This window comes from Klebsiella sp. 18074, from assembly GCF_902705905.1.
In the GTDB taxonomy this organism is placed as follows: Bacteria; Pseudomonadota; Gammaproteobacteria; order Enterobacterales; family Enterobacteriaceae; genus Klebsiella; species Klebsiella terrigena.
The window spans coordinates 84,695-103,597 of record NZ_CACSIS010000015.1; the positions used below are offsets into that span (position 1 = coordinate 84,695).

General features: G+C 54.8%; 18 protein-coding genes and 1 other annotated feature. Of the genes, 9 read left to right on the plus strand and 9 right to left on the minus strand.

Annotated features, from left to right (window positions below; translation table 11 throughout):
* Positions 1 to 31: 31 nt before the first annotated feature.
* Entirely contained in the window at positions 32 to 856 is an 825-nt protein-coding gene (locus GVK32_RS16195) for an SDR family oxidoreductase (RefSeq protein WP_159870310.1), read from the minus strand.
* A 175-nt stretch (positions 857 to 1,031) separates the two neighbouring features.
* Between GVK32_RS16195 and hisL the strand changes: the two genes are divergently transcribed.
* The 9 genes from hisL to hisIE all read left to right on the plus strand — a co-directional run bounded on the left by hisL (position 1,032) and on the right by hisIE (position 8,288).
* Complete coding sequence (hisL, locus tag GVK32_RS16200; protein ID WP_115193915.1) at positions 1,032 to 1,082, plus strand: his operon leader peptide; 51 nt, start codon at positions 1,032 to 1,034, stop codon at positions 1,080 to 1,082.
* Positions 1,058 to 1,180: a sequence feature (His leader region), on the plus strand. (Overlaps the previous gene by 25 nt.)
* A gap of 46 nt (positions 1,181 to 1,226) precedes the next feature.
* The gene (gene hisG, locus GVK32_RS16205; RefSeq protein ID WP_041146363.1) at positions 1,227 to 2,126 is read left to right on the plus strand and encodes an ATP phosphoribosyltransferase; all 900 of its coding nucleotides are present in this window, start codon (positions 1,227 to 1,229) and stop codon (positions 2,124 to 2,126) included.
* A 57-nt stretch (positions 2,127 to 2,183) separates the two neighbouring features.
* Complete coding sequence (gene hisD / locus GVK32_RS16210) at positions 2,184 to 3,488, plus strand: histidinol dehydrogenase (protein WP_159870307.1); 1,305 nt, start codon at positions 2,184 to 2,186, stop codon at positions 3,486 to 3,488.
* The gene (gene hisC, locus GVK32_RS16215) at positions 3,485 to 4,546 is read left to right on the plus strand and encodes a histidinol-phosphate transaminase (protein WP_159870304.1); all 1,062 of its coding nucleotides are present in this window, start codon (positions 3,485 to 3,487) and stop codon (positions 4,544 to 4,546) included. The genes hisD and hisC overlap by 4 nt, the downstream gene beginning before the upstream one ends.
* A complete protein-coding gene (gene hisB / locus GVK32_RS16220) occupies positions 4,543 to 5,610 on the plus strand; it encodes a bifunctional histidinol-phosphatase/imidazoleglycerol-phosphate dehydratase HisB (protein ID WP_041146366.1) in 1,068 nt (355 codons plus the stop codon). The genes hisC and hisB overlap by 4 nt, the downstream gene beginning before the upstream one ends.
* Positions 5,610 to 6,200 carry an imidazole glycerol phosphate synthase subunit HisH gene (gene hisH, locus GVK32_RS16225; RefSeq protein WP_159870301.1) on the plus strand — a complete coding sequence of 197 codons (591 nt, stop codon included), beginning with the start codon at positions 5,610 to 5,612 and terminating at the stop codon, positions 6,198 to 6,200. Before hisB ends, hisH begins: the two co-directional genes overlap by 1 nt.
* Complete coding sequence (gene hisA / locus GVK32_RS16230; protein WP_076945658.1) at positions 6,200 to 6,937, plus strand: 1-(5-phosphoribosyl)-5-[(5-phosphoribosylamino)methylideneamino]imidazole-4-carboxamide isomerase; 738 nt, start codon at positions 6,200 to 6,202, stop codon at positions 6,935 to 6,937. The genes hisH and hisA overlap by 1 nt, the downstream gene beginning before the upstream one ends.
* A complete protein-coding gene (gene hisF / locus GVK32_RS16235; protein ID WP_041146369.1) occupies positions 6,919 to 7,695 on the plus strand; it encodes an imidazole glycerol phosphate synthase subunit HisF in 777 nt (258 codons plus the stop codon). Before hisA ends, hisF begins: the two co-directional genes overlap by 19 nt.
* On the plus strand, positions 7,689 to 8,288 hold the full coding sequence (hisIE, locus tag GVK32_RS16240) for a bifunctional phosphoribosyl-AMP cyclohydrolase/phosphoribosyl-ATP diphosphatase HisIE (RefSeq protein ID WP_159870298.1): 600 nt from the start codon (positions 7,689 to 7,691) through the stop codon (positions 8,286 to 8,288). Before hisF ends, hisIE begins: the two co-directional genes overlap by 7 nt.
* A gap of 110 nt (positions 8,289 to 8,398) precedes the next feature.
* On the opposite strand, the gene GVK32_RS16245 is transcribed toward hisIE, so the two are convergent.
* From GVK32_RS16245 to rfbB, 8 genes are all read right to left on the minus strand, one after another.
* Positions 8,399 to 11,497, minus strand: coding sequence for a glycosyltransferase family 25 protein (locus GVK32_RS16245; RefSeq protein ID WP_227697858.1), 3,099 nt, complete (start codon positions 11,495 to 11,497; stop codon positions 8,399 to 8,401).
* A gap of 182 nt (positions 11,498 to 11,679) precedes the next feature.
* The gene (locus tag GVK32_RS16250) at positions 11,680 to 13,008 is read right to left on the minus strand and encodes an ABC transporter ATP-binding protein (RefSeq protein ID WP_159870295.1); all 1,329 of its coding nucleotides are present in this window, start codon (positions 13,006 to 13,008) and stop codon (positions 11,680 to 11,682) included.
* The gene (locus GVK32_RS16255) at positions 12,998 to 13,831 is read right to left on the minus strand and encodes an ABC transporter permease (protein WP_159870292.1); all 834 of its coding nucleotides are present in this window, start codon (positions 13,829 to 13,831) and stop codon (positions 12,998 to 13,000) included. The genes GVK32_RS16250 and GVK32_RS16255 overlap by 11 nt, the downstream gene beginning before the upstream one ends.
* A 30-nt stretch (positions 13,832 to 13,861) precedes the next feature.
* Positions 13,862 to 14,692, minus strand: coding sequence for a glycosyltransferase family 2 protein (locus GVK32_RS16260; protein ID WP_159870289.1), 831 nt, complete (start codon positions 14,690 to 14,692; stop codon positions 13,862 to 13,864).
* 106 nt (positions 14,693 to 14,798) lie between these two features.
* Positions 14,799 to 15,353: a dTDP-4-dehydrorhamnose 3,5-epimerase gene (rfbC, locus tag GVK32_RS16265; protein ID WP_159870286.1), complete on the minus strand. Its 555-nt coding sequence runs from the start codon at positions 15,351 to 15,353 to the stop codon at positions 14,799 to 14,801.
* 14 nt (positions 15,354 to 15,367) lie between these two features.
* A complete protein-coding gene (gene rfbD / locus GVK32_RS16270; protein WP_159870283.1) occupies positions 15,368 to 16,258 on the minus strand; it encodes a dTDP-4-dehydrorhamnose reductase in 891 nt (296 codons plus the stop codon).
* 32 nt (positions 16,259 to 16,290) lie between these two features.
* Positions 16,291 to 17,160: a glucose-1-phosphate thymidylyltransferase RfbA gene (rfbA, locus tag GVK32_RS16275; RefSeq protein WP_041146377.1), complete on the minus strand. Its 870-nt coding sequence runs from the start codon at positions 17,158 to 17,160 to the stop codon at positions 16,291 to 16,293.
* 17 nt (positions 17,161 to 17,177) lie between these two features.
* On the minus strand, positions 17,178 to 18,242 hold the full coding sequence (gene rfbB, locus GVK32_RS16280) for a dTDP-glucose 4,6-dehydratase (RefSeq protein ID WP_159870280.1): 1,065 nt from the start codon (positions 18,240 to 18,242) through the stop codon (positions 17,178 to 17,180).
* Positions 18,243 to 18,903: the final 661 nt, after the last annotated feature.

Genomic DNA, 18,903 nt, shown 5'->3' on the forward strand with positions numbered 1-18,903 from the left:
CCCTTACGGTTCGCGATCTCCCGCTGACTGATTACTCCATCGGCATGACCAGCGGGTCCGGGTACTGATACTCAAACCCCAGCTCATAGCAGATGCGGTTGCCGTCGATAATCTTGCCGGTATCGCCGTGCGGATTATCGGCAAACACCGGTGCCGGCAGGCCAAGTTCGCGGGCCATCTGCGGATAGAAGACGCCGCGAGCGGGATGCTTTGGCGCACATATATTATAGATGTGTCCGCCCTTCGGGGCCTGCAGCAGCAGCTCAATCGCGGCGATAACGTCCTGCAGATGGACCAGATTGACCCCCTGCTGGCCGTCCGGCGCCGACTTACCGGCAAAGAAACGTCCCGGATGGCGCGATGGCCCCACCAGCCCGGCGAGGCGTAAAATATCGACCGAGGTTCCCGGAAGGTTATGCAGCCAGTCCTCCAGCTCTTTAAGCACTCTGCCGCTGGCGGTTTGCGGATTGCGGGGGGCGCCCTCTTTCAGGGTGCCGCTGGCGTTGCCATACACCGAGGTGGAGCTGGTAAAAATGATTCGCGGAACGTGGTGGGCTAACGCGGTATCCACAATTTCCTGCACCGCCTGCAGGTAGAAATCCTCCCCCGGCCCGGTACGGCGAGCCGGCAAGGTGATCACCAGCGCATCGACGTTCATTAATGCATCCAGATCTTCGGTGTCGCACACCAGCTGCGGTTCAAGACGCAGCGGATAGCCGTCAATTCCGCACATCCGCGCCGCCTCCACGCCATCCTGCGTCGTCTTACTGCCGGTCACCTCCCACCCACGCGCCATCAACGATAGCGCAAGGGGCATACCCAACCATCCTAATCCGACAATCGCGACCTTTTTCATACTCTGGCTCCTGGCTCTTTCGCTGTGCTGACTTAAGGCTACGCCAGCCGGCGGCGGCTGACAATTTCTTCGGTGAATATGAAATGAATTAATGATAGTAAAAAGCCCTTGCTTTATGCCGCTGAACTGGTTTAGGTTAAAGGCATCAAATGCATAGTCATTCAAAGAGAATTTTATGAACTGCGTTCAATCTAAAAACCACCATCATCACCATCATCCTGACTAGTCTTTCAGGCGATGTGTGCTGGAAGACGTTTGGATCTTCCAGAGGTGCATGAACGCAAAGAGAGCCCCCGGAAGATTTACTTCCGGGGGCTTTTTTTTGAATTAAATTCGGACAGATTCAGACAGGTATAAGAGGAAAAGAAGAATGTTAGACAACAGCCGTTTACGCATAGCTATTCAAAAATCAGGCCGCCTGAGCGAAGATTCACGCGAATTATTGAGCCGCTGCGGCATCAAAGTGAATCTGCACACTCAGCGCCTGATTGCGCTGGCAGAAAATATGCCGATCGATATTCTGCGCGTGCGTGATGACGATATCCCGGGCCTGATTATGGACGGCGTGGTCGATCTGGGCATTATCGGCGAAAACGTGCTGGAAGAAGAGCTGCTGAGCCGCCGCGCTCAGGGCGAAGACCCGCGCTACTTCACCCTGCGTCGCCTGGACTTCGGCGGCTGCCGCCTGTCGCTGGCTACGCCGGCGGACGAGCGCTGGGACGGCCCGGCGGCGCTGGACGGCAAGCGTATCGCCACCTCCTACCCGCACCTGCTGAAGCGCTACCTCGATCAGAAAGGCATTTCGTTTAAGTCCTGCCTGCTGAACGGCTCCGTTGAAGTCGCCCCGCGCGCGGGCCTCGCCGACGCGATTTGCGACCTGGTGTCTACCGGCGCAACCCTCGAAGCCAACGGCCTGCGCGAAGTGGAAGTGATGTTCCGCTCCAAAGCCTGCCTGATTCAGCGCGACGGCGACATCGCTGATGCCAAACAGCAGCTGATTGACCGCCTGCTGACCCGTATTCAGGGCGTTATCCAGGCGCGGGAATCGAAATACATCATGATGCACGCGCCGACCGAGCGTCTGGAAGAAGTGGTGGCTCTGCTGCCAGGCGCCGAGCGCCCGACGATCCTGCCGCTGGCGGGCGATAAGCAGCGCGTCGCGATGCACATGGTCAGCAGCGAAACCCTGTTCTGGGAAACCATGGAAAAACTGAAAGCGCTCGGCGCCAGCTCGATCCTGGTTCTGCCGATTGAGAAGATGATGGAGTAATCCAGCCAGCTCAGGCCCCACCGGGCCTGTCTCAGAGATTAAACAGGGGAAACGACCATGAGCTTCAACACAATCATCGACTGGAATAGCTGTAGCGCCGAACAACAGCAACAACTATTAATGCGCCCGGCGATTTCCGCTTCCGACAGCATCACACGCACCGTTGCTGAGATCCTTGATAACGTTAAACAAAACGGCGACGCGGCGCTGCGCGAGTACAGCGCAAAGTTTGATAAGACCGACGTCAAGGCGCTGAAGGTCAGCGACGAAGAGATCGCCGCCGCCGGCGAGCGCCTGAGCGACGAGCTCAAGCAGGCGATGGCGGTTGCGGTACGCAATATTGAAACCTTCCACAACGCCCAGCAGCTTCCGGGCGTGGACGTTGAGACGCTGCCGGGCGTGCGCTGCCAGCAGGTCACCCGCCCTATCGCCTCCGTCGGCCTCTATATTCCCGGCGGCTCGGCGCCGCTGTTCTCTACCGTATTAATGCTGGCGACGCCGGCGCGCATCGCCGGCTGTCTGCAGGTGGTGCTGTGCTCGCCGCCGCCGATTGCCGATGAAATTCTCTATGCCGCCCAGCTGTGCGGCGTGCGTAACGTCTTTAACGTCGGCGGTGCGCAGGCGATTGCGGCGCTGGCCTTCGGCAGCGAATCGATTGCCAAAGTGGACAAAATCTTTGGCCCGGGTAACGCCTTCGTTACCGAGGCAAAGCGTCAGGTCAGCCAGCGTCTCGACGGCGCGGCGATCGACATGCCCGCCGGTCCGTCAGAAGTTCTGGTGATTGCCGACAGCGGCGCGACGCCGGACTTCGTGGCCTCAGACCTGCTGTCGCAGGCCGAGCACGGCCCGGATTCGCAGGTTATTCTGCTGACCCCGGACGCTGAAATGGGCCGCCGCGTCGCCCAGGCCGTTGAGCGCCAGCTGGCGGAGCTGCCGCGGGCGGAAACCGCGCGCGAGGCGCTCTCAGCCAGCCGCATTATCGTGGCGCGCGATCTCGCGCAGTGCGTGGAGATCTCCAACCAGTACGGCCCGGAGCACCTGATTATTCAGACCCGCAGGGCGCGCGAGCTGGTGGACAGCATCACCAGCGCCGGGTCGGTATTCCTCGGCGACTGGTCGCCCGAGTCGGCGGGCGATTATGCCTCCGGCACCAACCACGTGCTGCCGACCTACGGCTATACCTCTACCTGTTCCAGCCTCGGTCTGGCGGATTTCCAGAAGCGCATGACGGTGCAGGAGCTGTCCCGCGAAGGCTTTTCCGCCCTGGCGTCAACGATTGAAATTCTCGCCGCCGCCGAGCGCCTGACCGCCCACAAAAATGCCGTTACGCTGCGCGTTGCAGCGCTTAAGGAGCAAGCATGAGCATCGAAGATTTAGCCCGCGCTAACGTCCGCGACCTGACGCCATACCAGTCTGCTCGCCGCCTGGGCGGTAAAGGCGACGTCTGGCTCAACGCCAACGAATTCCCGACCGCGGTTGAATTCCAGCTAACTCAGCAAACGCTGAACCGCTACCCGGAAGGCCAGCCGAAAGCGGTGATTGAGAACTACGCCCAGTATGCCGGGGTTAAGCCCGAGCAGGTGCTGGTCAGCCGCGGCGCCGATGAAGGCATTGAGCTGGTGATCCGCGCCTTCTGCGAGCCGGGAGAGGACGCGGTGCTCTACTGCCCGCCAACCTACGGCATGTACGGCGTCAGTACTGAAACCTTCGGCGTGGCCTGCCGGACGGTGCCGAGCCTGAGCGACTGGCAGCTCGATCTCCCCGGCATCGCCGCCAATCTCGACGGCGTGAAGGTGGTCTTTGTCTGCAGCCCCAACAACCCGACCGGGCAGGTGATTAACCCCGACGATATGCGCGCGCTGCTGGAGATGACCCGCGGCAAGGCGATTGTCATCGCCGACGAAGCCTATATCGAATTCTGCCCGCAGGCGACGCTGGCCGGCTGGCTGAGCGACTATCCGCACCTGGTGGTGCTGCGCACGCTGTCGAAGGCCTTTGCCCTCGCCGGGCTGCGCTGCGGCTTTACGCTGGCTAACGCCGAGGTGATTAGCCTGCTGATGAAAGTCATCGCCCCCTACCCGCTCTCCACGCCGGTCGCCGATATCGCCGCCCAGGCCCTCAATGCTCAGGGTATTGCCGCCATGCGCGCCCGCGTCGCGCAGATCGTAGAGGAGCGAGAGTACCTGATTGGCCAGCTGCGCGGCATCGCCTGCATTGAGCAGGTTTTCGATTCCGAGACCAACTACATCCTCGCACGCATTAAAGCCTCCAGCGCGGTATTTAAATCTTTGTGGGATCAGGGCATTATCTTACGAGACCAGAATAAACAACCCTCATTAAGCGGCTGTTTGCGTATCACTATCGGTACCCGTGCAGAGAGCCAGCGCGTGATTGACGCTTTGACTGCGGAGAATGTATGACCCAGAAGTTTCTCTTTATTGACCGTGACGGTACGCTGATTTCCGAGCCACCGGTTGATTTTCAGGTAGACCGCTTTGAAAAGCTGGCCTTTGAGCCGCAGGTGATCCCTGCGCTGCTGAAGCTGCAGCAGGAAGGCTATCGGCTGGTGATGATCACCAATCAGGATGGTCTGGGCACCGACAGCCTGCCGCAGGATGAGTTTGACGGCCCGCACAACCTGATGATGCAGGTATTTGCTTCCCAGGGCGTGAACTTTGAAGAGGTGCTGATTTGTCCGCACCTGCCGACGGAAGGCTGCGACTGCCGCAAGCCGAAAACCCAGCTGGTGCTGCCGTGGCTGGAAGAAGGCGTACTGGACAAAGCCAACAGCTACGTCATCGGCGATCGCGCCACCGACATCGAGCTGGCGGAAAATATGGGCATTATCGGCCTGCGCTACGACCGCGAGACCCTCGACTGGCCGACCATCTGCGAGCAGCTTACCCGCCGCGACCGCTATGCCCACGTTGAGCGCATCACCAAAGAGACCCAGGTTGATGTGAAGGTCTGGCTGGATCGCGAAGGTGGCAGCAAAATCCACACCGGCGTCGGCTTCTTCGATCATATGCTCGATCAGATAGCCACCCACGGCGGCTTCCGCCTGGAAATTAACGTCGGCGGCGACCTCTATATTGACGATCACCACACGGTGGAAGATACCGGCCTGGCGCTGGGCGAAGCGCTGAAGCTGGCGCTGGGCGATAAACGCGGCATCAGCCGATTTGGCTTTGTGCTGCCGATGGACGAGTGCCTGGCCCGCTGTGCGCTGGATATTTCCGGACGTCCGCACCTCGAATATAAGGCCGATTTTGCCTATCAGCGCGTCGGCGATCTGAGCACCGAGATGGTGGAGCACTTCTTCCGCTCGCTCTCGTACACCATGGCGGTGACGCTGCACCTGAAAACCAAAGGGAAGAACGATCATCACCGCGTCGAGAGCCTGTTTAAGGCCTTTGGCCGCACGCTGCGTCAGGCAATCCGCGTGCAGGGCGACACGCTGCCATCTTCAAAAGGGGTGCTGTAATGAACGTGGTGATCCTCGATACCGGATGCGCCAACCTCAATTCGGTGAAGTCGGCAATTCTCCGCCACGGCTATCAGCCGGCGGTGAGCCGCGATCCGGACGTGGTGCTGCGCGCTGACAAGCTGTTTTTACCCGGCGTGGGCACCGCCCAGGCGGCGATGGACCAGCTGCGCGACCGCGAGCTGATCGAGCTGGTGAAGGCCTGCACCCAGCCGGTGCTGGGGATCTGCCTCGGCATGCAGCTGCTTGGCCGACGCAGCGAAGAGAGCAACGGCGTCGATCTGCTGGGCATTATTGATGAAGACGTGCCGAAGATGACCGACCACGGGCTGCCGCTACCGCATATGGGCTGGAACCGCGTGTACCCGAAAGCGGGGAATCGCCTGTTCAGCGGTATCGAGGACGGGGCCTATTTCTACTTCGTCCACAGCTACGCGATGCCGGTCAATCCGCGCACCATCGCCCAGTGCAACTACGGCGAGCCGTTCACCGCCGCGGTACAGCAAGATAACTTTTTTGGCGTGCAGTTCCACCCGGAGCGCTCGGGCAGCGCCGGCGCCCAGCTGCTGAAAAATTTCCTGGAGATGTGATGATAATTCCGGCTTTAGATTTAATTGACGGCACGGTAGTCCGTCTCCACCAGGGCGATTACGGCCAGCAGCGCGACTACGGTAACGATCCGCTGCCGCGCCTGCAGTCCTACGCCGCTCAGGGCGCAGAGGTGCTGCACCTGGTCGATCTGACCGGCGCGAAAGATCCTGAAAAGCGACAGATTGCGCTGCTCAAAACGCTGGTTGCCGGCGTTGACGTACCGGTACAGGTCGGCGGCGGCGTGCGTACGGAAGAGGACGTCGCGGCCCTGCTCGATGCCGGCGTCGCGCGCGTGGTGGTAGGGTCTACGGCGGTGAAATCGCCGGAGACGGTGAAGGGCTGGTTCAAACGTTTCGGTCCGCAGCATCTGGTGCTGGCGCTCGACGTGCGCATCGATGCCGAAGGTAATAAGCAGGTGGCGGTCAGCGGCTGGCAGGAAAACTCCGGGGTGACCCTTGAGGAGCTGGTAGAAAGCTATCTGCCGGTTGGCCTGCAGCACGTGCTGTGCACCGACATCTCCCGCGACGGCACCCTGGCCGGTTCCAACGTCTCATTATATGAAGAGGTGTGCGCCCGCTATCCGCAGGTCGCGTTCCAGTCTTCCGGCGGCATCGGCGATCTTAACGATATCGCCGCGCTGCGCGGAACCGGCGTGCGCGGCGTCATTGTCGGCCGCGCCCTGCTGGAAGATAAATTCAACGTAACGGAGGCCATTCAATGCTGGCAAAACGGATAATCCCCTGCCTCGACGTTCGCGACGGCCAGGTAGTGAAAGGCGTGCAGTTCCGTAATCATGAAATCATCGGCGATATCGTCCCGCTGGCGAAGCGCTACGCCGACGAAGGCGCGGATGAGCTGGTCTTCTACGATATCACCGCCTCCAGCGACGGCCGGGTGGTCGATAAAAGCTGGGTTTCCCGGGTGGCGGAAGTTATCGATATTCCGTTCTGCGTCGCCGGCGGGATCAAATCGCTGGAAGACGCGGCGCAGATCCTCTCTTTTGGCGCAGACAAGATTTCGATTAACTCTCCTGCCCTGGCCGATCCGACGCTGATTACCCGCCTCGCCGATCGCTTTGGCGTGCAGTGCATCGTGGTGGGTATCGATACCTGGTTCGACGCCGATACCGGCAAGTACCACGTTAATCAGTACACCGGCGACGAAGCTCGCACCCGGGTGACCCAGTGGGAAACCCTCGACTGGGTAGAGGAAGTGCAGAAGCGCGGGGCCGGAGAGATCGTGCTGAACATGATGAACCAGGACGGCGTGCGTAACGGCTACGATCTTGCGCAGCTGAGCAAAGTCCGCGCCGTGTGCCACGTGCCGCTGATCGCCTCCGGCGGCGCCGGCACCATGGAACACTTCCTTGAAGCCTTCCGCGACGCCAACGTCGACGGCGCGCTGGCCGCATCGGTGTTCCACAAGCAGATTATTAATATTGGTGAACTGAAAGCGTACCTGGCAGCACAGGGCGTGGAGATTAGGGTATGTTAACTGAACAGCTGGACTGGCAAAAAACCGACGGCATGATGCCGGTCATCGTACAGCACGCTATTTCCGGCGAAGTACTGATGCATGGCTACATGAATCAGGAAGCGCTGGCGAAGACCGAAGAGAGCGGAAAGGTGACCTTCTGGTCGCGCACCAAACAGCGCCTGTGGACCAAGGGAGAAACCTCCGGCAACTTCCTCAACGTGGTGAGCATCACGCCGGATTGCGACAACGATACCCTGCTGGTACTGGTGAACCCAATCGGCCCGACCTGCCACAAGGGCACGTCCAGCTGCTTCGGCGAAGCGGGACACCAGTGGCTGTTCCTGTATCAGCTGGAACAGCTGCTGGCCGAGCGTAAGCACGCCGACCCGGAGAGCTCCTATACCGCGAAGCTGTACGCCAGCGGCACCAAGCGCATTGCGCAGAAGGTTGGGGAAGAAGGCGTGGAAACGGCGCTGGCCGCCACGGTGCATGACCGGTTTGAGCTGAAGAACGAGGCCTCGGACCTGATGTATCACCTGCTGGTGCTGCTGCAGGATCAGGAGCTCTCTCTGCAAGACATCATCGCCAACTTAAAAAGCCGTCATCAGTAAACCCGGCGGATTTAAGGCATAAAAAAGGCCGGAAGTTGAACAATCCTTATGAAGGATCCCGTTCAGCTTCCGGCCTTTTGCTATGCGGCACCTGAGGCCATCAACGATGGCTAGCGGTTGCGCTTAAACTCCGCGACCTTCTTCGCCAGCAGCTCTTCACTGGCCTTGATCAGCGAGGTGTACTGCGAGTTTTCAAAGCCCCACAGCGTAGACTGCTGCTCTTCCGCATAGCCCACCAGGAACGGAACCGTGGTCACAACCACCAGATCTTCCGCCGATTCAACGTAGCGGTCGATAGTATTGGTCTCAGCGTCGATGTTCGTTTCATCCCAATTAGAGATCAACTCCATCCCGCTACGGGAGTAGATATTCATCACCATGCTGGTCATTTTATCGATGTAGACGTATTCGATACCGTCAATCTCCCTGACATCAATGATTTTGGTATCGTCATGAAGGTGAGCGATGATACCGGCAAAAATATGCCATTTGATCTCAGTGGCCTGCAGGTGGTCGATAATCTTATTGAGCTTCTGGTCGTAATCAAGCGGGAAGATAACGTCATCTTCACAGATAATGCCCATTTTCACCTTGCTGGCCAGCATCCTGGAAAGCATATATTTATAGCTCATCCCGCAGCCAATCCAGCCAATACGGTAGCGAATACCGTCAAAGAAGCTGAATCCGTGGGAAGGACTTTTAAAGAAGGCCCTTCTACGCACCGGCGTTTCCGACAGCGACAGACACAGACGCGGAATATCGCTTTCCTCGATATCATCGAAGGCGTAGCTGCTTTCGTACTGTGAGAACGTGAGCTTATCAATCGACAGCAAATAACGCTTCAGATAGACGTTATTTTTCTTATCTTCAGCGGTGAAGCGCGCAATGTCCGCCCGCTTCTCGCGATAGTGTTGCTCATCAGACAGCAGCGTCTGGAGCTTGTCTACCATCGCCTGAATATCACCCACCGGGCAGAAATCAATCACCCCCTGCAGGTCCTGATGTTCTTCAATATCCGCACTGCTTTCACTCACGATCGGCGTGCCTAATGACAGCGTTTCATACAAACGCGTGGTCTCAAGCAGCGCATCCTCATAGTAATGGATATTAATAACAACCCGCGCGTCCTTGACCATTTTGGTCAACCGATCGCCAAACACTTCGGAAGCGACGGTGACGTTGAAATGCTTCTTCAGCTCCTGCAGATACGCCTTACGACGTTCGCAATTGGGATCGCCGTAGAATAAAACGTCAGCGGCCTTATCGCCCTTGCGATCGCTCAGGTCATAGCCGATCTGCGTGAGGTAAGCGGGATAGTCCGCATAGCTGGAGATCGGCATATAGAACAGCTTCTGATAGGGAATTCCCTGCTGCAGAAGGTATTCGATATTTTTCAGCGAATAATCAAATATCGCTACCGCGTTATTTAAGCGGGCAAAATACTCCTCGGTAAACCATCTTGAGTTGACCGATTGTTCCATCTGGAAAGCGATATAGTGTTTAGGCAGCTGCTTAAACATCTGCGGACAGACGACGATATGCAGCTGACCATTGTCATGTTCCGCAACGTATGACGTGCTGACCTGCGCAGTTAGGCCATTCTCAAGCAGACTCTTCTCGATAAGATGGGCAACGAATAATGTGTGCTGCGTTGCGAGAATACGCACATCGCCGTTATCAAGAAATGCCGCCGCCGGTGCGGAGTCGGTCGCCGCGCGGTTGATCACGCGTTTAAAACCGTCCGCAGCCCCTTTCCAGTTACCGGACATAATGAGGCGCAGAGCGGTTTTATACCTCGATTTTGACAGCAGGCCACCGGAGAGCAGGAAACGCGATAACGCCCCGTTACCCGAGGTTGCATAATGCCGGGTCATCGCCTTGATCGTAGAAAATTCACCGCGGCAGATTCGACCCGACATACGTACCGGCATGCTCAGTTTCCATGACAGGCTATTGCGCATGCGGTTGATCTCTTCCTGCTTCGTTTCCACAGCCGACAGCAGCCCGGCTTTAGCCTGCTCCGCAACCTCAACCTCAATCTCAACCTTATCCTGCAGCTGCGCGAGGGTCGCCGCGAGCTTTTGGCGTTCGGCCGCTTCCGCAGCAAGCTGGTTTTTTAACAAATCGATCTGTTTGTTATGTTCTTGCAGGGAGTTTTCTAAAATCTTTCTCATCGCTTTGTCTTGGGAAATAGCTTCATTTATCAATGATGACAGGGTATACGCGGCCGGTGAAAAGCTACCCGGCATATCAGCTGAGTAAAATTCAATATGTTTGCCGATAATCTCGCGCTCTTCAGGATGACCTAATCGGAATTTAAGGTACTCCTGATTGAAAACCAGGTCGAAAGGAACCAGATACGAGAACAGATAAAACGCGGCAGCATTGACCGTGGCTGAGGATTCAGCTAATTCATTGATAAAAGCATAAGAGCAGTCACCTAAAACCGTCGTTTTCTTTCCGGTTAATATTGCTTCAAGACCGACGCTTGAGTTAATGGTGAAGACTTCGTTGCACTGATTAATGAAGGCAAGGCTATTGGCTGAGTCATCAATTGTAAAAACGTCGTCCCTTAAGCGGAACAGGCTTCCCGGATGCGCGCGCACCAGGATGTCCTCTTTTTCATGGCGCTGGCGAACGTACGAAATCAACGAAATGTTAGTAAAGTCGTGACTGTAGGCGATCAGATTGGAGTCATCCTCAACCTGAAGCACAACGCCGGCGGCAGAATGAGCGGCCGTTTCAGCGGGGGGTAAAACCTCAAGAAAATAGTTGTGCAAATCGCCCAGCGAGGCTTTTATATCCAGCTCGGTCTGACATTTTTCGTAGCGCGCGCTGGCCTCGGTCCCGCCGTTCACTCCGGCAAAGTCCAGATAGGCCGTGTTGCGGTACATCGGCGCGCGCAGCGGGCCAATCTCGATGTGCATCACCTCTTTCCCAAGCGTCCTGGCGACATGCTCCAGGGAGGGACAGTTGCAGATAGAGATAAAGGCGTCGATCTGGTCAAGTATGCCTTTTTTACTATTCAGCAAAGCGTGCAGTTCTGTTTCCAGTTCAGGGATCTGCTCGGTCAGGAACGCCGAAAATGATTTAATCGGATCGTGCTGATGACGAGAAAGCAGCGTTTCATAGATATCGTTATCGAGCACGAGGTACTCATGACGCGCAATACTTTCAGCATTCGGCAACGCATATCCAAGAGATGCCATCGACGCCGGATCAAATTCCCAGCGTGCGCGCTGAGCTTCATCATCAGTAACACTGAGATAATCCTCACCGGTAATAAACAGAATGCTATCCGTTGCGCAGTGAAGATATTTATAAAACAGCCATAAATAAGGGGCCTTAAGCCCCCTGAACGGATAGGGAGGTAAAAATACAGCCAGCATCATTACTCTCCATTCGAAATAATTTTCAACGGAGCGTGAATCACACCACCCAACTCCCTTGCAGACCAGAATTTAACTTTCATCATCGGACGGCGCTGATCGAGTTCTTCCCGATCGCCGTTGCCAACCTTGGCCAGGCCACAGTGAATGAGATAATCGCCCGAGTTAATAGGCAGCGTGGCTTTATACACGATACGCTGACGGCCGGGTCGCAGGGTAATTGCTGAACCGGCTCCGATATTACTGTCTCCCCAGATATCGCCCCCTTGCGCTTTCGACATGGAGATGCCTAACGCGATATCTTTAATTTCTTCGCTAGCCAGAATGGTAAAATCAAAGGTCACTTCTTCGCCTGATTTTATCAGCGGTTTTTCAGCAAGAGTGGTGCCATCCGATTTATAAATCGTCAGATCCTCGATGATTGCACGCGCGCTGCCGAAGCGCTTCTCGCCAATCGCCTCGTTGGTGGTGCGCAGCTGAATGGCTTTCAGCTCGTCAACGCTAACTTCTGCAGCTGAATCTTTGTCCGCTGTGCTGGTTGCGGCAGGTTTCTCGCTGCCGTTAGCAAGGATCATCCCTTTTTCATAGGCCAGAACCGCGGCCAGCACATCCGTGGTATCGCCAATCAGCTTACCGTGATCCATGACCAGACAACGATCGGCATATTCAAGAATGCTGCCGGTTGAATGGGTCACCATAATGATCGTCACGCCCTTCGCTCGCAGCGCTTCCATCCGCTTATAGCACTTGTACTGGAAGCCAATATCGCCGACCGCCAACGCCTCGTCGACAATTAAAATTTCCGGTTCTACGCAGGCCTGAACGGCAAAAGCAAGGCGCACATACATCCCGCTGGAGTAGGTCTTCACGGGTTGATCGATAAACTGGCCAATATCGGCAAACTCTTCAATCTCAGCAAATTTTGCCGCAATTTGCTCTTTCGTTAACCCCAGCACCGAGCCGTTCATATAGACGTTTTCACGCCCGGTAAACTCAGGATTAAAGCCAGCACCGAGCTCCAGCAAAGCGGCAATGCGCCCGTTGACCCGGACTTCTCCCGCGGAAGGCGTTAAGGTTCCGCAGATCGTTTGCAGAAGCGTAGACTTACCCGCCCCGTTACGGCCGATAATGCCAACGGTTTCTCCCTTCTTGATGCTGAAGGAGACATCGTCTAATGCCCAGAACTCGCGGAAATAACAGTTGCGCTCTCTTCTGGCAACTTGCTGAATTTTTGGCACAAAGAACTGTTTTAAACGATCGGTCGGACTCGCATAGATCTGATAGCACTTGCTCAGATTAGTGACCTGGATAGCAATTTCATTAGAGGACATCAGCAAACCCCTTCCTTGTTTTCTGGAAGAAGACAAAACCCAGCCAGGCGACAACTACGGCGCCCATGGAATAGAGTAAAAGGCCCAGGAAATTAGGCATACCGCCCCAAATGAGAACGCTTCGGGCTTGTTCAATAATGAAGGTCAGTGGGTTGAGCATAATCCAAATATGATATTTCGCAGGCAAGGCGCTAATCGGGAAAAACACCGGGGATAAGAACATCATAACGGTGGTGATAATCACCGTAGTCTGGCTGACATCGCGCAGGAAAACGCCCAAAGAGGCAAGGATCCACGATAAGCCAAGACAGAAAATGACTAGCGGGAAGAAAACCAACGGCAGGAACACAATCGTCCAGTGCAAATAACCGTTAAAAAGCACAAAGGCCACCAGCAGAACGAACAGGCTAATGCAGGTATGGAAAAGAGCCGCCAGCAGGGAAATAACCGGCAAGGTTTCAAGCGGAAATATAACCTTTTTTACATAGTTAGTATTGCTAAGAATGATCAGCGGCGCCTTATTGATGACCTCACTGAAGAAACCGTGCACGATCATACCGACGAACAGGATTATTGCGAACTGCGTTCTGCTCTCATCGCCACCGGCAGACCAGCGAGCTTTGAACACCACGGAGAACACGAAGGTATATACGGTTAGCATGAACAGCGGATTCAGGAACGACCAAAGCAGGCCCATCACTGAACCTTTATATCTTCCGATGACATCCCGTTTAGCCATCTGGAGGATGATACCCCGGTGGCCAAAGATACTACGAACAATCTCTACGGGTGATGATGAAAGTTTTTGATGCGGGTTTTTCATTTTAAACTCGTAATAAAATTATCTGAACAATCAACCTAACTTCCGGGGGATTTCAAGCAGGGCTTTTTTATTGTACGCATGCCTCTTACGGTCAAAAAACCATCCCCATTTATTAAAGTAGGAAATCGCAGAGCGAACATGATACCAAAGCAACAGCTTGCTTTTATATGACCCCTTATTGAAAAGGTGAATAATTGTCGCATCCGGAAAATAATATATTTTAGTGAAGGGCAATGCTCGGCGACATAGATCAACATCTTCTAAATACATGAAGTAGCGTTCATCAAACCCATTCAGCTTCTGGAGCAAACTATTCGTGAGCAGCATGAAGCAGCCGGAGACCGAAGGCGGTGAGAAAACCTTATCGTACTCGGCATCCATCAGCTCGTACTCAACGTCAAACTTCAGCGCAGTGGTAGGTAAAAAACGTCTTAAAAACAGATTAACCGGCGTAGGCAGTAAGCGACAGCTATATTGCCGGGCCCCATTTTTATAGAGAATTGTCGGTGAGACAAAGGGGAACTGGTTATCCCAGGCAAAGGACAATAATTTATCCAGCTCGCCTCTGTCAAAACTTACATCCGGATTACAAATCAGAAAATAACCTTCAAAATCAGTATTAGCTTTGATTGCCAGATTGTGACCAGCACCGAACCCACAGTTATAAGGAGATTTGATATAACTAATTTTCGGTTCGCTCAGTTCTGTAACCCACTGACATCCACCATTATCAACTAAGACAACTTTTTCAACACCACTCTCATGACATAACGAGATTAACGTATCTTTAATATCATCATAGGAATGATTAAATAATACAATAGAAGCGATTATCTTCGGCTTCATTGCTTCATAATTCATGAATCTATTACCTTTAGAGTAAACATCGCTATTTAATTATTATTATAATTCTTAATGAATAAAAGAGGATGCGTTAAGCATATCAAATCTAAAAAATGAATTTCTCTCAGGCATATACTTCAGCTGTTGCCAGCGTATGCGCCTGCATATCTTTCTCTGACAATGAAAGCGCGCAGCCGCTTAGCTCAGGCCACTCAATGCCAATTTGCGGATCGTTCCAGAGAATGCTGCGCTCCGACTGCGGCGCGTAGTAGTTGGTCGCTTTATAGACAAACTGCACCGTCTCGCTCAGCGCCATAAATCCGTGTGCAAAGCCTTCCGGGATCCACAGCTGACGCTTGTTTTCCGCGCTCAGCACAACCCCAACCCACTGACCAAACGTCGGCGATGAGCGACGTACGTCGACGGCAACGTCGAACACTTCGCCTTCAACGCAGCGCACCAGTTTACCCTGCGCATGCGGGGCCAGCTGATAGTGCAGCCCGCGCAGCACGCCTTTCTGCGACTGCGAGTGGTTATCCTGTACAAACTCAACCTTGCGACCTACTGCTTCATCAAAGACCTTGCTGCTGAAGCTTTCAAAGAAAAACCCGCGCGCGTCGCCAAAGACTCTCGGCTCGCAGATTAAGACCTCTGGAATGTCTGTTTTAATAATATTCATGCTTGTGTATTTACCTACTTACCTAAAACTTCAACAACCACGCGCTCAACGCCCTGGCGCCAGTCCGGGAGCGTTACGCCGAATACCCGCTGGAATTTCTCATTCGACAGACGAGAATTCAGCGGACGTTTAGCCGGCGTCGGCCAGGCAGCCGTCGGGATCCCGTTGACTTCTTTGACCGCCAGCTCAGTTCCGTTGGCACGCGCAATATCAAAGACAAAGCGGGCATAGTCATACCAGCTGGTTTCACCGCTGGCCACCAGATGGTAGGTTCCGGCAACCGCCCTGTTACGCAGCTCTTCACGAATGGCGATGGCGGTACAGTCAGCCAGCAGCTCGGCACCGGTCGGCGCGCCGTGCTGGTCGTTAATAATCGACAGCGTCTCTTTTTCGCCCGCCAGGCGCAGCATGGTTTTGGCAAAGTTGGCCCCACGCGTCGCGTAGACCCAGCTGGTACGGAAAATCAGATGGCGAGGATTCGCCTGCGCCAGCGCCAGTTCACCGGCGCGCTTGGTTTCGCCATAAACGTTCAGCGGCCCGGTGGCCTCGTCTTCGGGGCGATAATGCTCGCCTTCTCCGTCAAAGACATAGTCGGTGGAGTAGTGCACCATCAGGACGCCCAGCTTCGCCGACTCCTCCGCCAGTACCGCCACGCCCCGCTCATTCAGCAGATCGGATAGCTCGCGTTCGCTTTCGGCTTTATCCACTGCCGTATGCGCGGCCGCATTGACAACCACATCCGGTTTAACCTGGCGGACGGTTTGCGCAATCCCGGCAAGATCCGTCAGATCGCCGCATAATTCCTTATCGAAATAGTCAACGGCGACCACCTCACCCAGCGTGGACAGCGAGCGCTGCAGCTCCCAGCCAACCTGACCATTTTTGCCAATAAGTAAAATTTTCATTAATTCATACCCTGTATTTGGTCGGCAGACGATTAACGCTCATTGAGCAGACGTTTCAAATAAGCGCCATATTCCGTTTTCTTCAGCCGCTCGGCCTGAGCCTCAACCCCTTCTGCAGACAGCCATTTATTACGGAAGGCTACCTCTTCCAGGCAGGCCACTTTCATACCCTGGCGCTTCTCAATGGTGTGGATGAACTGAGAGGCTTCCATCAGGCTGTCGTGGGTACCGGTATCAAGCCAGGCAAAACCGCGGCCCAGCAGTTCAACCTGCAGGTCGCCACGCTCCAGATACATCTGGTTGAGGGTGGTAATTTCCAGCTCGCCGCGCGCGGAAGGCTTCACTTCCTTCGCCATCTCTACGACGTCGTTGTCATAAAAATAGAGGCCGGTTACCGCCCAGTTTGATTTCGGCTTCAGCGGCTTCTCTTCGATCGACAGCGCCCTGAAGTTTTCATCAAACTCCACCACGCCAAAGCGCTCAGGATCGAGAACCTGGTAGCCAAAGACGGTGGCGCCCGACGTTTTGCTGGCCGCGGCCTCCAGTTTTTTACCGAAGCTTTGCCCGAAGTAAATATTATCGCCCAGCACCAGCGCGCAGGAATCATTGCCGATGAACTCTTCACCGATGATAAAGGCCTGCGCCAGACCGTCCGGAGACGGCTGGATTGCATAGGAGAAATTGACGCCAAACTGCGAACCATCCCCCAGCAGACGTTGGAACGCCGGCATATCTTCCGGCGTGGAAATAATCAGGATGTCCCTGATACCGGCCAGCATCAGCACCGAAACCGGATAGTAAATCATCGGTTTGTCGTAAATCGGCAGCAGCTGTTTAGACACGCCCTGAGTAATCGGATACAAACGGGTGCCGGAGCCGCCAGCCAGAACAATACCTTTCATTCTGCAATCCACCTTAATTAGTTATTCAGCCCAAGACGTTCACCGGCATAGGAGCCGTCCAGCACGCGCTGCCACCAGGTCTGATTATTCAGATACCAGCGCACCGTTTTCTCAATACCGCTTTCGAACGTTTCTTCCGGCACCCAGCCGAGGTCGCGCTGAATTTTAGCCGCATCAATGGCGTAACGGAGATCATGGCCCGGACGGTCTTTAACAAAGGTGATCAGGTCGGCAAAGTGGCTGATGTTGCCCGGCTTCTGCTCCACCACTTTATCAAGGATGGCGCAGATGGTTCTGACCACATCGATATTTTTACGCTCGTTATGGCCGCCGATGTTGTAGGTTTCGCCGCTATGGCCTTCGGTGGCCACTTTATATAGCGCCCTCGCGTGGTCTTCGACGTACAGCCAGTCGCGGATCTGTTCGCCGTTGCCGTAAACCGGCAGCGGTTTGCCCGCCAGCGCGTTGAGAATGGTCAGCGGGATCAGTTTTTCCGGGAAGTGATACGGGCCGTAATTGTTCGAGCAGTTAGTCACCACCACCGGCAGACCGTAGGTGCGGTTCCAGGCGCGGACTAAATGATCGCTCCCGGCTTTGGAGGCCGAGTATGGGCTGCTTGGCGCATACGGCGTTTCTTCAGTGAACAGGTCATCGGTGCCATCGAGGTCGCCGTAGACTTCATCAGTGGAGATATGGTGGAAGCGGAAGCCTTGTTTCTGCGCATCGTTCAGCGACTGATAGTAGTGACGTGCCGCTTCAAGCAGCGTGAACGTGCCGATCAGGTTCGTCTGGATAAAGGCTGCCGGACCGTCGATAGAGCGGTCAACATGGCTTTCAGCCGCCAGATGCATCACGATATCGGGCTGAAACTCCCTGAACTGCCCGGCGATCCCCTGCGCGTCGGTGATATCCGTGCATGAAAACGAATAGCGTTCATTTTGGGCAACGGATGCCAGAGACTCGAGATTACCTGCGTACGTCAGGCAGTCCACGACGCGAACGTCATCCTGGGTATTTTCAATAATATGACGAACAACGGCGGAACCGATAAAACCCGCGCCACCCGTAACAAGGATCTTCATACTTTATCTCATTTTTCAAATAGTTATATGCTAATCAAACATATATCATAAATTTCAGGCACGCTACCGCCATTGGCTATCGCAACCAAAGCGCGTAACGCTGCTGTACTACTTTCATGATTATGGCTCTGGCCAGTCGGTCGCAGCATGCTCTTGCTGCTACCTGACGGCTGGCCTTTACACTGCGTTCTGCTGCCGCAAACGAAACAGGCTGACAGATCCGCGATAAACAACTAAAAACAGAGATATATCTCGCAAGCCATATCTCTGTTTTCAGGCCCTACGCCGCACAACCGGACGGTAGATACGAGAGCGCTACTCTCCCCGTTTTGCTGCTGGCTATCTATCGGGACTTTCTCATTTAGCAAGCTCCAGGGTTCACCGACATCACCAGTACGGTCGTTGAAAGACGACTGCTCGCGCCAGTAAAACTGCTGTATGCATCGCTAAAGCATCAAGGGTAGCCAAACTGACGCAACGATCCAGCACATTGCTCATATTATTTCCCCAGAGAAAGAGTATCCATTACCGGGTTTGTCACACGGCTCACCGGATGTTCTGAGGAAGCATTACCCTGCAAAACAACAATCCTGTGACACATAGATTATCCGCGCATTATAACGCTGGTAACTAAGAATAAAAATCAAAAAGCATGGCGAAT